Below are 13617 nucleotides of genomic sequence, written 5' to 3' on the forward strand. Positions count from 1 at the left end.
TCCTCTCTTCCTCTGGATGGTGGGGGTACGCATGCGACGGATATGCATGACAGGTGGGTCCGCCGCACTAATGCGCATAACGTACTACGGCAGCCGTAGTACGGCAAGGGGGGTATTCGGGGGATTTCGGGGAGCCCAGGTCGGGACCTCGGTCCCGTGGAGGACGGCGTGCGGGCGCGAAGACCACTAGAGCTTGTGTGCGCCGCGCGTCGCGAGCACTAGATGTTGTGGTTCCTGCCTAGCGTGTGCTCATCGCCCTCGTCGGCGACCGCCTCCCGGCTTCTGCCCCGAGGTCTCTCCCCGCCCCACCCCCTCACCTCTCAGGAGAGAACCCATGACCGCGTTCGCACCCACCCCCGCCCGGTCCGCAGCCCCCGCCGGGCCACTGCCTGTCGAGTCGACGGCGCGGCAGCTCATCGACCCCGTCGCGACCGTCACCGAGTACGTGGAGCGATCGGACTGGAGGGTCAACGCGAACGCGAACCAGGGATATTCGGTGGGCGGGCTGATCCTCAACGCCGCCGGCAAAGTGATGGCCAATCACTGGCTGGAGGAGGTGTTCAGTCCGGAGGCGGGCCGAGCCCACCGCGAGGGCGACCTCCACATCCACGACCTCGACATGCTCACCGGCTACTGCGCCGGCTGGTCCCTGCGGGCCCTGCTCGAGGAGGGCTTCAACGGGGTGGCCGGCGCGATCGGCTCCCGTCCGCCACGGCACTTCTCCTCAGCCTGCGGGCAGATCGTGAACTTCCTGGGGACGCTGCAGAACGAATGGGCCGGGGCGCAGGCCTTCAGCTCCTTCGACACCTATATGGCGCCCTTCGTGCGCCTGGACTCGATGAGCTACGAGCAGGTGCGCCAGCATATGCAGGAGCTGATCCACAACCTCAACGTCCCCAGCCGCTGGGGCTCCCAGTGCCCCTTCACCAACCTGACCTTCGATTGGACCTGCCCCGCGGACCTGCGCGAGCAGCGCCCGCTGATCGGCGGCGAGGTCCAGGACTTCACCTACGGCGAGCTGCGCGCAGAGATGGACCTGATCAACCGCGCCTATCTCGACGTCATGACCGAGGGGGACGCGGACGGTCGCGCCTTCACCTTCCCGATCCCCACCTACAACATCACCGAGGACTTCGACTGGGACTCGGACAACGCCGAGGCGCTGTTCGTGATGACTGCGAAGTACGGGCTGCCCTACTTCCAGAACTTCCTGAACTCGGATCTGGATCCCGGGATGATCCGCTCCATGTGCTGCCGCCTCCAGCTGGACCTGCGCGAGCTGCTCAAGCGCGGCAACGGCCTGTTCGGCTCGGCGGAGCTCACCGGATCGATCGGAGTGGTGACCGTGAACATGGCGCGGCTCGGCCACCTCCACGCCGGGGACGAGCCGGCGCTGATCGCCGCGCTCGACCACCTGCTGGAGCTGGGCCAGGACACCCTGGAGCGGCGCCGCACCACCGTGCAGGAGCTGATGGACTCCGGGCTCTACCCCTACACCAAGCGGTACATGGGCCACCTCGGCAACCACTTCTCGACTCTCGGAGTGAACGGCATGAACGAGATGCTCCGGAACTTCACCGGCGACCGCCTCGACCTCATGACGGAGGAGGGGCAGGCGATGTGCCTGCGGATCCTCGACCACGTGCGCGAGCGGATGGTCGAGTTCCAGGAAGCCACCGGGAACCTCTACAACCTCGAGGCGACTCCGGCCGAGGGTGCCACCTACCGCTTCGCGAAGGAGGATCGTGCTCGCTTCCCCGGGATCCTCACCGCGGGCACCGCGCAGAACCCGTACTACACGAACTCCTCGCAGATCCCGGTGGGCGCCACCGAGGACCCCTTCGAGGCGCTCGAGCTGCAGGAGGAGCTGCAGGCGAAGTACACCGGCGGCACCGTGCTGCACCTCTACATGAACGAGGCGATGAGCTCTGCGGCCACCTGCAAGGAACTGGTGCGGCGCGCCCTGACCCGCTTCCGCCTGCCCTATCTCACCGTCACCCCGACCTTCTCGATCTGCCCCACCCACGGGTACCTCTCGGGCGAGCACCTCGAGTGCGAGCGCTGCGGGCAGGCCTGTGAGGTGTGGACCCGGGTGATGGGCTACTTCCGCCCCGTCGCGTCCTTCAACATTGGCAAAAAGGGCGAGTACGCCGAGCGCACCTTCTTCACCGAGGCCGCCTCGGGCGTCGGGGCAGGGTCCGTCGTGCCCGAGCAGCAGCGCCTGGCCGCAGGCACGGCGTGAGCGCCGACGGCGCTGTGGTGCCTGCGGTCGCCGCCGAGGACCTGCAGATCGCCGGTGTGGTGCCGCTGTCGAGTGTGGACTGGCCGGGGCACCTGGTCGCGACCGTGTTCTGCCAGGGCTGTCCGTGGACCTGCACCTACTGTCACAACACGGCGATCCTGGACCCGCGCACCCCCGGCGCAGTGGGCTGGGCGCAGCTCGAGCAGCTGCTGGGCCGCCGCCACGGCCTGCTGGACGCGGTGGTGTTCAGCGGGGGAGAGGCCACCATGCAGCACGCCCTGGTGCCCGCCGCCCGCCGGGTGCGCGGAGCCGGGTTCGCCGTCGGGCTCCACACCGGCGGCGCCTACCCGGGCCGGCTCGCGGCACTGCTGGGCCAGGACCGGGACGGGGCACGGAGCGAGGCCCCGCTGGTGGACTGGGTGGGCTTCGACGTCAAGGCCTCGCCGGCCGGTTATCCCGCGCTGGTGGGTCGCGCCGGTGCCGCCACGAAGGTGCAGCGGTCCCTGGGCATGCTGCTCAACTCGGGCGTCGACCACGAGCTGCGCATGACCGTCACCCCCGCGCTGCAGGCCGAGGTGCTGCAGGTCGTGCGCCTGGTCGCGCAGGCCGGGGGCGGCGCGCTGGTGCTGCAGCGCGCCCGACCCGACGGCGCCGACGCCGGCTTCGCCGCGCAGCTGGCGCGGGCCCCCGACTGGCCCGAGCGCTTCGAGGAGATCGCCGACGCCGCCACCCGGCGGGGCAAGGAAGAAGGGGTACAGGTCAGGGCCCGCACCTGAGGACTCGGGCGCGACGACGGCGCCGCGGCCGCCACCACCGGGCTCGGCGCCGTGACGACCAGCACCTAGGATGCGGTACGAGCAACCCTCACCGCCGCGTCCCGGTCCCAGGGGCGCGACGTCTCTTCCCCTCCTCCGCTAGGAGCCCCTCATGGAAGACCTCGTCCTGAACTGGGAGCTGGGCACGGCGGGACTGCTGATCCTGGCAGTCTCCGCCGTGGCCGTGCTGCTGGTCATGATCATGGCGTTCAAGATCCACGCCTTCCTGGCCCTGATGATCACCTCGATCGGCACGGCGCTCATCGCCGGCATCGCCCCCGGCAGCCTCATGGATGCCCTCGGCTTCGGATTCAACTCCACGCTCGGCAACGTGATGCTGCTGGTCGCGCTCGGCGCGATGCTGGGGCGGATGATCGAGACCTCCGGCGGTGCGCAGCTGCTCGCCGACCGGATGATCGACCTGGCCGGGGAGAAGCGGGCCGGCCTCGGCCTGTCGCTGGCCAGCCTGCTGATGGGCTTCCCCATCTTCTTCGACGCCGGCCTCGTGGTGATGCTGCCGATCATCTACGCCGTCGCGCGCCGTGTCGGCGGATCGTTCCTGTCCATCGCCCTGCCCTCGGCGGTGGCGTTCAGCGCGATGCACATCTTCGCCCCGCCTCACCCCGGCCCGGTGGCCGCCTCCAGCATCGTCGGCGCCGACATCGGCCTGGTGATGCTCGTCGGAATCGTATTCGCAGTGATCATCTGGTATCTGGTCGGCATCCTGCTGGCCCCGCGACTGGGCATGCGCCTGGACGTCCCGATCCCCACGATCCTCGACAGCACGTCGGAGAAGACCGGCTTCGAGTCGAACCCACGGGTGAGCACGATCATCAGCCTGTTGATCCTGCCGTTGCTGCTGATCCTGCTCAACACCGGGCTGAACACCGCCGGCGCCGCACGGCCGGATCCGGAGGCGTTCCTCGCCGACCCGGTCGTCTCCGGACTGCGCCTGCTGGGTGAGACTCCGGTCGCGCTGCTGATCACTGTGGTGGTCTCGATGTTCGTCCTCGGCTGGGGAGCGGGCAAGAAGGGGAACCTGATCGAGAAGATCACCGACTCCGCACTGGGGCCGATCTGCTCGGTGGTGCTGGTCACCGGTGCCGGCGGCATGTTCGGTGGGGTGCTGCGAGTGACCGGGATCGGTGATGCGGTCGCCGGATCGCTCAACGACATCGGACTGCCGGTGATCGTGGCGGCGTTCCTGATCGCCCAGATCGTCCGCATCGCCCAGGGCTCGGCCACCGTGGCCCTGACGACGGCGGCATCGCTGATGGTGGGCGTGATCGCCGCCAGCGACTTCTCCCAGCTCCAGGTCGTGGCGATCGTGATGGCGATGTCCGCCGGCTCGGTGGGCTTCTCGCACGTCAACGACTCGGGCTTCTGGCTGGTCAGCCGATTCTTCGGGATGGACATGAAGCAGACCCTGTCCACCTGGACCCTGATCCAGGGTGCGATGGCCATCGTCGGCTTCATCCTGTCGCTGGTGCTGTTCGGCGTCGCGTCCGCGATCGCCTGAGGTCACGCCACGGGGCCGGACCGGTCAGGACCGGCCCCGCGGATCGTGCTTCCCGTAGGTCATCCGGCGCAGCAGGACCTCGGCGGGCCCGCGCAATCCCCGGGAGTCCATCCAGGCGGCGAGCGGCAGCGAGAGCAGCCAGACGCCGAGCGCGACAGCGACGGCGGACGCGGTGCTGAGGTGCGGCGCGAGCCCCAGGCCCCAGGCCGCCAGCAGCGGTGCCAGCAGCAGCGACTGGAACAGGTAGAAGGTCAGCGAGCGCTGGCCGACGGCCGAGAGCGCCCGTACGAGCCCGGTCGGCGCCGCCGCCGTGGAGGGGGCCTCCGCGGCGAGGGCGCCGTAGGCGCGCTCAGCAGGGGAGAGCGCCGCATGGGCCGCAGCCCGCTCGGCGCGCACGGCTCTGCGCTGAGCCTTGTCGGGCGCCGCCTCCGGCGTCACCTCCACCGTGGGCCGCTTCTCCAGGCGCATCGCGAGCAGGCCGAAAGCGGCTGCGTAACCGATCCCGCAGCAGATCCCTCCCACGGAGGTCAGGCCCAGGAAGGTCCAGCTCAACGCCTCCGGCACCGGCAGGACGCCGATGATCACGAGGGCCTCGGGCAGGCCGGTGAGCCAGCCGATCGCGATACCGGAGACTGCGAGGCGTCGCAGCGTGCGGGTATGGCGCCAGGGCTCGTCGAGCAGCCGGGCGCGGGCGCCGATCCAGCCCAGCAGGATCGGCAGCGGGGCGCCGAAGGCGGCGGCCGGCACCATGCTGACCACCCACATCCCGGCCCGGGTCAGCATCGAGACCAGGTACGGCTGGGCGTAGGCGAGGTCCCGCAACCAGTCGTTGGCGAAGGGTGTGGTCGCCCCCTGCTGCATGTCGATCAGCACCTCCGGCGGGGCGAAGAACATGATCCCCAGCGCGCCGACGATGCTGAACACGGCGTAGGACACCATCACCCCGCCGATCACGCTCGCCCAGATGATCAGCGTGCGGGTGCGCCGACCGAAGAGCAGCCACACCCCCAGCAGGGCCGCCACCGCATAAGCGCCGAGGATGTCCCCGTAGAACAGCAGCGCCGCGTGAAGGAAGCCGAGCAGCAGCATCGACCAGTGCCGCCTGCGCATCATGAGTCGCACGATCCGCGGCTCCATCCCGCGATCGATGCGCGAGCGGTAGAACTGCACCATGCCGTAACCGAACAGGAAGGCGAACAGCGGCATCGCCCGGTGATCGACCGCGACCGTCATTACGAACTGCACCACGGAATCCGCCGGGCCGAGCGCCGGCACGTGCGGGGTCATCCCGACGCCGCCCTCATGCCCCCACAGGAACCAGGAGACGTTCGCGATCGCGATCAGCGCGAGCATCAGCCCGCGGGCGATGTCCGGGGCCAGGGAACGGGGGGCGGCGTGCGGGCGTGCGGCGCCCGCGCGGGCCGGAGCTGAAGGCGAGGTATGGTCCGAGGACGGGGCGGCCGAGCTGCTCACAACGGGCCTTTCGGTCTGGTCTGGCGGGCGGTGCCGGGACGGAGCGGCCCCGACGGTGGAGCGCCTCGAACCTACCTGCGCCTGCGGGTCGCCGGCACGCGACGAAGGTCGGTCTCCCGTCATCTCTCTAGCCAGCTGCCGACATCGTCCAGAGCACCCCCGCTCAGACCCCCGCCGAGGCGTTGGCCCGAAGAACCCCGCCTTCGCCAGGAGCTCTACGTCGGCGGCGGGATGACCGCCGTCGTCTGACCCGGCCGCCCGCCCCGAGACAAGCACGGGAGTCAAGGGACGCCGAGCGCCGACCGGGGTGGGCATTGCCACCGCCCCGTCGGCCTGCCGGGCCCCCGCCGAGCGCGGGCCGATGCCTAGACTGGAAGAGAACGGTCCCGTGCGCCTCTGCGCCGACCGGACGACCCCTTCGACGACAGTGAGGCTGCGGTGAAAGACCACCTGAACGCGACGATCCAGGCCATCAACTGGAACCGGATCCCCGATCCCAAGGATCAGGAGGTCTGGGACCGCCTGACCGGTAACTTCTGGCTGCCCGAGAAGGTGCCGCTGTCCAACGACATCCAGTCCTGGAGCCGTCGTTCCCCCGAGGAGCAGACGATGGCGATGCACGTGTTCACGGGGCTCACCCTGCTGGACACGGTGCAGGGCACCGTGGGCGCGATCTCCCTGATCCCGGATGCCGTCACCCCCCATGAGGAGGCGGTGTACACGAACATCGCGTTCATGGAATCGGTGCACGCGAAGTCCTACAGCCAGATCTTCTCGACCCTGGCCAGCACCAAGCAGATCGACGAGGCCTTCGAGTGGGGTGCGACGAACACGCAGCTCCAGAAGAAGGCCCAGATCATCATGGGCTACTACGAGGGTGACGATCCGGAGAAGCGGAAGATCGCCTCGGTGCTGCTGGAGTCGTTCCTGTTCTACTCCGGGTTCTACCTGCCGATGCGCTATTCCAGCCACGGCGAGCTGACCAACACCGCGGACATCATCCGGCTGATCATCCGTGATGAGGCCGTCCACGGCTACTACATCGGCTACAAGTACCAGAAGGCCGTCGAGAAGTTCTCGGCCGAGCGCAAGGCGGAGCTGAAGGACTACACCTTCTCGCTGCTGCTGGAGCTGTACGAGAACGAAGAGGTCTACACCGAGGACCTCTACGATCCCGTCGGCTGGACCGAGGACGTCAAGGTCTTCCTGCGCTACAACGCCAACAAGGCGCTGATGAACCTCGGCTACGAGGGTCTGTTCCCGCAGGACTCCGTCCAGGTGAACCCGGCGATCCTCTCCGCGCTGTCCCCGAACGCCGACGAGAACCACGACTTCTTCTCCGGCTCGGGCTCGAGCTACGTGATGGGCAAGGCCGTCGAGACCGAAGACGACGACTGGGACTTCTGATCCCCTCATGACAGGACGGGCCGGGCGATCACGCCCGGCCCGTCCTGCATGTCGAGGACGTCACTGGCAGGCTCGCACTCAGGCTCGCAGATAGGCTCGCAGACAGAAGGGCGCGGCATGACAGCACCGTTGGACGCCGCCGGGATCGTCCGCCTGCATCGGGTGGAGGAGGATCCGGATGCGATCCTGCGCGCTCGCGTCGCCGAGTTGCTCGGACTCCCGCCGACGGACGTGCTGGTGGGGCGTTCGTGTCCGCGCTGCGGCTCCTCGTCGCACGGCCGTCCCTGGGCCCGAGCGCGGGGCCGACGGGACGAGGTCCCGGTGAGCCTCACCCGCTGCGGGGAGCACCTGATGACGGCGGTGAATCCCGGTGGACCCGTCGGCGTCGACCTCGAATCGATCGCCGCCGTCGGCCGCGGCTGGGACCCGGAGCTGATGCTGCATCCGAGCGAACGGGCCGCCGCTGCACGCGCGGACCCGCCAGAGCGCGCCGTGCTCTGGGCCCGCAAGGAGGCGGTGCTCAAGGCCCTCGGGACGGGGATGCAGACCCCGATGAGTGAACTGCGCCTGGCGGACTTCGCGGTGGAGGACCTGCCGGCGCCGCCCGGCCACGTCGCCGCCCTCGCCCGGCTCTGATCCACGAGGGCGGGGTGACCTGCCCGCGTGGTGGACTGCCCGCTTGGTGTGATGTCCGCTTGTTGAGAGATTTGCGGATACGCAATTCATTGAACGGCCGGACACCCAGGCGAGCGGAGCCCGGGCCCCGACTATGACGCCCTGACGGGCACCGGGCACGGCGGCAGCGCGGTCTCGAACAGCCACGGCGACAGCAGCGCGGCGGTCTCCTCGCCGGCCTCGCGCCGCACATGCTCGAGGAACAGCTCGGTGGTCACGCTGCCGGCGCGATGCTCCGTGAGCCAGCCCCTGATGATCTCGAAGAAACGTGCATCCCCGAGGTGCAGGCGTAGCGCATGCACCGCGAGGGCGCCGCGCTTGTAGACCCGGTCGTCGAACATCAGCGCGGGGCCCGGGTCGGCGAGCTGCAGATCGTCCTGCGGCAGGTCGGCCAGCAGCGTGTGGTGCTTCTCGACCTCCGCCCGGACGGTCGAGACCCCGGATTCCTCTGCCCACAGCCATTCGCAGTAGCAGGCGAAGCCCTCATGGAGCCAGATGTCCTGCCAGCGCTCGAGCGTGACCGAGTTGCCGAACCACTGGTGGGACAGCTCGTGCGCGATCAGTCGCACGCTCTCCCAGGCGGTGTCCACGAAGTTGCTGCCGAAGGTCGACAGTCCCTGGGACTCCAGCGGGATCTCCAGCTCGTCCTCGGTGATCACCGCGGTGTAGGAGGCGAAGGGGTAGTCCCCGAACAGACCCGTGAAGAAGGTGAGCATCGCGGGTTGCAGGGCGAAGGAGCCCTCGAGGTCCGCGACGCTGAGCTCCCGCGGGGCGATCGTGCGCACCGGCACCGGTGCGCCCGCCTGCTCGAGCGTTCGGTAGCGCCCGATCTGGACGGTGGCGAGGTAGGTCGGCATCGGCACGGTCTGCTGGTAGGACCAGGTCACCGCGTTGCCCTTGCGGCTGGTGCCCTGCAGCTCCCCGGAGACGGCGACGGTGTACCCGGGCGGCGCCGAGAGCGTGATCGCGTAGGTCGCCTTGTTGTCGGGGCGGTCGTTGCAGGGGAACCAGGTCGGCGCTCCATGCGGCTGCGCGGCGACGATCACGCCATCCTCCAGCTCCTCCCAGCCGGCCGAGCCGAGGGCCCGCGTGGACACCGGGCGGGGCTTGCCGGAGTACTTCACCCGCACGGTCAGCTCTGTTCCGAGGCTCAGCGGGAGCTTCACCGTGAGCCGTCCGCGCAGATGGGTGAAGCCGTGCGCCCGGCCGTCCACGAACACCTTCTGGGGATGCAGGCCGTGGAGGTCGAGGTGGAGGGCGTCGGCCTCCTCCAGGACCCGGCAGGTCAGCGTCGCGTCCCCGTCCAGCCGATTTCCCTCGACCCGGTAGGCGAGGTTCAGGTCGTAGTGGAGCACCTCGAAGTTCGAGTCCCCATGCCGGGGGACGTACGGATCGCTGCCCGTGGCAGTAGCGCTCATGCGTCCATCTCCTCCCGTTCGTTCCTCACAGTTCGTCGACGGAGGGTGCTCATGCGCCGTCCTCTTCTTCCCAGGGGCCGATCGGGTTGCCCGTCCAGCGGGTGCCGGGTGGTACGCGTTCGCCCCGCATCACCAACGAGACGGGGCCGACGGTCGCGTGCCGATCGATCGACGCCGCCGGCAGGATCACGCCGCCGGGGCCCAGGGTGGCACCCTCGCCCAGGGTGACGGTGTCCATGCTCAGCACTCGGTCCTGGAAGAGGTGGGTCTGGACCACGCAGCCGCGGTTGATCGTGGAGCCGGCGCCGAGGGTCACCAGGTCCGTCTCCGGCAGCCAGTACGGGTCGCACCAGACGCCCGGCCCGATCTTCGCACCGAGCAGTCGCAGCCACAGGTTCAGCGCCGCGGTGCCGGCGGTGATATTCGCGAACCAGGGGGCCGCGAGCACCTCGGTGAAGGTGTCGGCCAGCTCGGAGCGCCACACATAGGGCGTGAACAGGGCGTGCTCGCCCGGACGGTGCTTGCCGATGATCATCCATTTGGCCACCACCGTGATCCCGGCGGCGAGGATTCCGGCTGCGAGCATCACCGGACCGCCGAGGACCACCGCGGCGATGACTCCCCAGCTGTCCTGCAGCAGCAGCGCGAACAGCACTGCGCCGACGGCCACCGGGAGCAGCAGGGCCAGCAGCAGCGGCACGATGCGGCCGGTCTCGACCAGCCCGCGCTGCACGAGCAGGCCGGTGGGCGGGTCGTAGGTGAGGGAGGAGTCGTGCTCGCCCTCCGTGCGGCGCAGCTTGCGGGGCGGGCTGCCCAGCCAGGAGGTGCCGGCCTTCGCGGTCTTGCGCCGCGGCGCGGCAGAGAGCACCGCGACCAGCGACTGCTTGGGGACCTTGCGCCCGGCGGCGAGCATCCCGGAGTTGCCTACGAAGGCGCGCTTGCCGACCTTGACGTGCTCCACCCGGATCCAGCCGCCGCCCAGCTCATAGGAGCCCACCAAGGTGTCGTCGGCCAGGAAGGAATGCTCACCCACCTGCACGAGGCTCGGGATCAGCAGCACCGTGGAGATCTCCGCGCCCTTGCCCACCTTGGCGCCCAGCAGGCGCAGCCAGAGCGGGGTGAGCGCCCCGGCATAGATCGGGAACAGCCAGGTGCGCGCCTCGTCGAGCAGGCGCAGCGTCCCCCAGATGGACACCCCGGCCGCGGAGCGGACCGGGTGGTGACCGGGCCGGATCGCGAGCGCCAGCAACCGGGTCAGCACCACGACCAGCACTATCAGAGCGCCGAAGCCCGCGAGTGCCGCGAGCGGCAGCCAGGGCAGCGCGGCGAGCACCGCCGCACCGAAGCTGTCGGTGTCATGCACGGCCGGCAGCAGCCCCGCCGCGCCGGTCAGCATCGCCACCACCGGCAGAGCGGCGATCAGGACGGAGAGCGCGGCGAAGACCAGCAGCCAGAGCGGACGGCGCCGCGGGGCGTCGGTGGACCAGGGACCGCGGGCCTTCGCCTGGCGCTCGGCCGGGGAGCCGGACCAGAACTCGCCCGCCGGGACGGTGCCGAGCACGGCGGAGCCGGGCGCGACCTCCGCCTCCGGGCCGATCTTCGCGCCGGGACCGAGCAGGCTGCGGGCCCCGACGCGGGCGCGCTTGCCGATCCGGATCTGTCCCATCCGCAGCCGGTCGCCATCGATCCAGTAGCCGGCGAGGTCGACCTCGGGCTCGATCGAGGCGCCGTCACCGATCTCCAGCATCCCGGTCACCGGGGGCAGGGTGTGCAGGTCCACGTCCTTGCCGAGGCGCGCCCCGAGCAGGCGCGCGTACAGCGGGAACCAGGCGGCGCCGGCGAGGTTCGTCGCCCCGAGCTCCTCCTGGACCTTCTCCGCCAGCCACAGCCGCAGATGGACTCGGCCGCCGCGGGGGTGGCTGCCCGGCCGCACCCCGCGCAGCAGCACCCGTGCCAGCAGTGCGGCGAGCATCATCCGACCGGGCGGCAGCAGCATCACCACGGCCAGCGGGATCACCAGCCACAGCGGGAAGGCCACCAGCCAGGGCAGATCGGTGAGGGCCGCGGCGAGGGTGGAGGCGAGCATCAGCCAGGTGATCCAGCGCAGTGCCGCGAGCGCCCGCAGCGGCACCAGCGCGAGCAGCTGGGCGACCTGGGTGCGGCGTCGCAGCGGCGCCACGGTGCGGTCGCTCGCCACCGCGGAGGTGCCCATCTCGTCGAGGTACGCGGCCAGGGAGGCGAGGGTGGAATGGGCGTAGATGTCGCCGACGGCGAGCTCGGCATGCTTCTCCTGCAGCCGGCTGACCACCTGCGCGGCGGTGAGGGAGCCGCCGCCGAAGTCGAAGAAGTCATCGCTTCCGGAGGTGGCCTCGGCGCCGAGCACCTCGCCCCAGATCTCTGCGATCCAGGCGGCGGTGCCGGACAATGCCGCTGAAGGTGCTCCGCGGCGCGCGAGCGGCCAGGGCAGCGCGTCGCGATCGATCTTCCCCGAGGTGCGGGTGGGCAGCTCGTCCATCACCGCCAGGCGCGGCACCAGCGCGGCGGGCATCCGCTGGCGCAGCAGCTCCTTGGCGATCGTGGCGTCATAGCCGGCGTCGACGGTGAGGTAGCCGACCAGGAGCTGGTTGCCGGACTTCGTGGAGCGCACGGCGGCAGCGGCGCTGACCACGCCGGGCAGGCGCAGCAGCTGGTCGTCGATCTCGCCGAGTTCGATGCGGCGGCCGCCGAGCTTGATCTGGTCGTCGGCCCGGCCTGCGAACAGCAGCCCCGCGGGGTCGTTCTGCACGATGTCGCCCGAACGGTAGGCGCGGTCCCAGCCGAGAGTCGGCATCGGGGCGTACTTCTCCGCGTCCTTCTCCGGATCGAGGTAGCGGGCCAGGCCCACGCCGCCGATGATCAGCTCGCCGGAGGCGCCTGCGGGCACGGGCTGCCCCTCGGCATCGACCACGGCGAGGTCCCAGCCATCCAGCGGCAGTCCGATTCTCACCGGGTCGGTCCCGTCGAGGATCGCGCCGCAGGCCACGACGGTCGCCTCCGTGGGGCCGTAGGTGTTCCAGACCTCGCGGCCAGGGGCCTGGAGCCGCGCCGCGAGCTCGGGCGGGCAGGCTTCCCCGCCCATGATCAGCAGTCTCACCTCGGTCAGTGCGCTGTCCGGCCACAGCGACACCAGGGTGGGCACGGTGGAGACGATGCTGATGCGGTTGGCGGACAGCCAGGGGCCGACGTCCACGCCCGAGCGCACCAGCGAGCGCGGCGCGGGCACCAGGCACGCTCCGTACGCCCAGGCCAGCCACATCTCCTCGCAGCTCGCGTCGAAGGCCACGGAGAGCCCGGCCATCACCCGGTCGCCGGGGGCGATCGGGGAGTTCTGAAGGAACATCCGTGATTCGGCCTCCACGAAGGCGGCGGCGCTGCGGTGGGTGACCGCCACCCCCTTGGGCTTCCCGGTGGAGCCGGAGGTGAAGATGACCCAGGCATCGTCCCCGGGTTCGACCTCGCGCAGCCCGACGGTCGCGTCACCAGCTGTGTCGCCAGCTGTCTCGCCAACATTGTCGCCATCTGTTGTGGCTGCGCGGCCGACGGCAGTGGGCGTGATGACCAGGTCGTTGCCGATCACGGCGACAGACGCGGATTCCTCGAACATCACCCGGGCGCGCTCATCGGGATCGTCAGCATCGACCGGGACGTAAGCGGCGCCGGCGACCAGGATGCCGAGGATCGCGACGTACAGATCGGTGGTGCCGGACTTGATCCGCACCCCCACCTTGTCGCCAGGGCGCACGCCCTGGTCGGCGAGGCGGGCGGCGAGCTCGGTCGCGGCCCGGTCCAGCTCGGAATAGGTCAGGGTGTCCAGCCCGCTGTCCACGGCGGGGGCGTCCCCGGACTCCGCCACGACCTGGCGGAAGAGCGCCACCAAAGTGGTCGGCGCGGGCGCCCTGTTCCCGGCGAGCAGCTCGGGCAGGAGATGTGCAGAGTCATTCACAGCAGAAGTGTGTCCCCTCAAGATGACGCGGAACCGTCCAGGAGCGGACCAGCGGGTGGTGGGCGAGACGCGAGAAGAGGGTAATC

At 70.1% G+C, this 13617-nt stretch carries 8 protein-coding genes; 5 read left to right on the forward strand and 3 right to left on the reverse strand.

Annotation, left to right across the window (positions count from 1 at the left end; all coding sequences use genetic code 11):
* The first annotated feature begins 334 nt into the window (after window positions 1-334).
* The 3 genes from ACT3SQ_RS06675 (at window position 335) to ACT3SQ_RS06685 (ending at window position 4576) form a co-directional block, all read left to right on the forward strand.
* Window positions 335-2242 (forward strand): ribonucleoside triphosphate reductase, encoded by a 1908-nt coding sequence (locus ACT3SQ_RS06675; protein ID WP_441443094.1) that lies wholly within the window; start codon window positions 335-337, stop codon window positions 2240-2242.
* Window positions 2239-3018: an anaerobic ribonucleoside-triphosphate reductase activating protein gene (locus tag ACT3SQ_RS06680; protein ID WP_441443093.1), complete on the forward strand. Its 780-nt coding sequence runs from the start codon at window positions 2239-2241 to the stop codon at window positions 3016-3018. Before ACT3SQ_RS06675 ends, ACT3SQ_RS06680 begins: the two co-directional genes overlap by 4 nt.
* Before the next feature lie 151 nt (window positions 3019-3169).
* Entirely contained in the window at window positions 3170-4576 is a 1407-nt protein-coding gene (locus ACT3SQ_RS06685; protein ID WP_441443092.1) for a GntP family permease, read from the forward strand.
* Between the two features lie 24 nt (window positions 4577-4600).
* Here ACT3SQ_RS06685 and ACT3SQ_RS06690 read toward each other — a convergent pair whose 3' ends face one another.
* Window positions 4601-6049: a DUF418 domain-containing protein gene (locus ACT3SQ_RS06690; RefSeq protein WP_444599169.1), complete on the reverse strand. Its 1449-nt coding sequence runs from the start codon at window positions 6047-6049 to the stop codon at window positions 4601-4603.
* 438 nt (window positions 6050-6487) lie between these two features.
* Here ACT3SQ_RS06690 and nrdF point away from each other — a divergent pair, with 438 nt between their 5' ends.
* The gene (gene nrdF / locus ACT3SQ_RS06695; protein WP_441443090.1) at window positions 6488-7456 is read left to right on the forward strand and encodes a class 1b ribonucleoside-diphosphate reductase subunit beta; all 969 of its coding nucleotides are present in this window, start codon (window positions 6488-6490) and stop codon (window positions 7454-7456) included.
* A 117-nt stretch (window positions 7457-7573) separates the two neighbouring features.
* Window positions 7574-8092, forward strand: coding sequence for a 4'-phosphopantetheinyl transferase family protein (locus ACT3SQ_RS06700; RefSeq protein WP_444600969.1), 519 nt, complete (start codon window positions 7574-7576; stop codon window positions 8090-8092).
* Between the two features lie 131 nt (window positions 8093-8223).
* Here ACT3SQ_RS06700 and ACT3SQ_RS06705 read toward each other — a convergent pair whose 3' ends face one another.
* Both ACT3SQ_RS06705 and ACT3SQ_RS06710 read right to left on the reverse strand, forming a co-directional pair.
* The gene (locus ACT3SQ_RS06705) at window positions 8224-9549 is read right to left on the reverse strand and encodes a M1 family metallopeptidase (RefSeq protein WP_444600970.1); all 1326 of its coding nucleotides are present in this window, start codon (window positions 9547-9549) and stop codon (window positions 8224-8226) included.
* A gap of 49 nt (window positions 9550-9598) precedes the next feature.
* Window positions 9599-13531 (reverse strand): Pls/PosA family non-ribosomal peptide synthetase, encoded by a 3933-nt coding sequence (locus ACT3SQ_RS06710; RefSeq protein WP_444600971.1) that lies wholly within the window; start codon window positions 13529-13531, stop codon window positions 9599-9601.
* Between the last annotated feature and the right edge of the window lie 86 nt (window positions 13532-13617).

The sequence above is a fragment of the Brachybacterium sp. AOP42-C2-15 genome, from assembly GCF_052377065.1.
In the GTDB taxonomy this organism is placed as follows: domain Bacteria; phylum Actinomycetota; class Actinomycetes; order Actinomycetales; family Dermabacteraceae; genus Brachybacterium.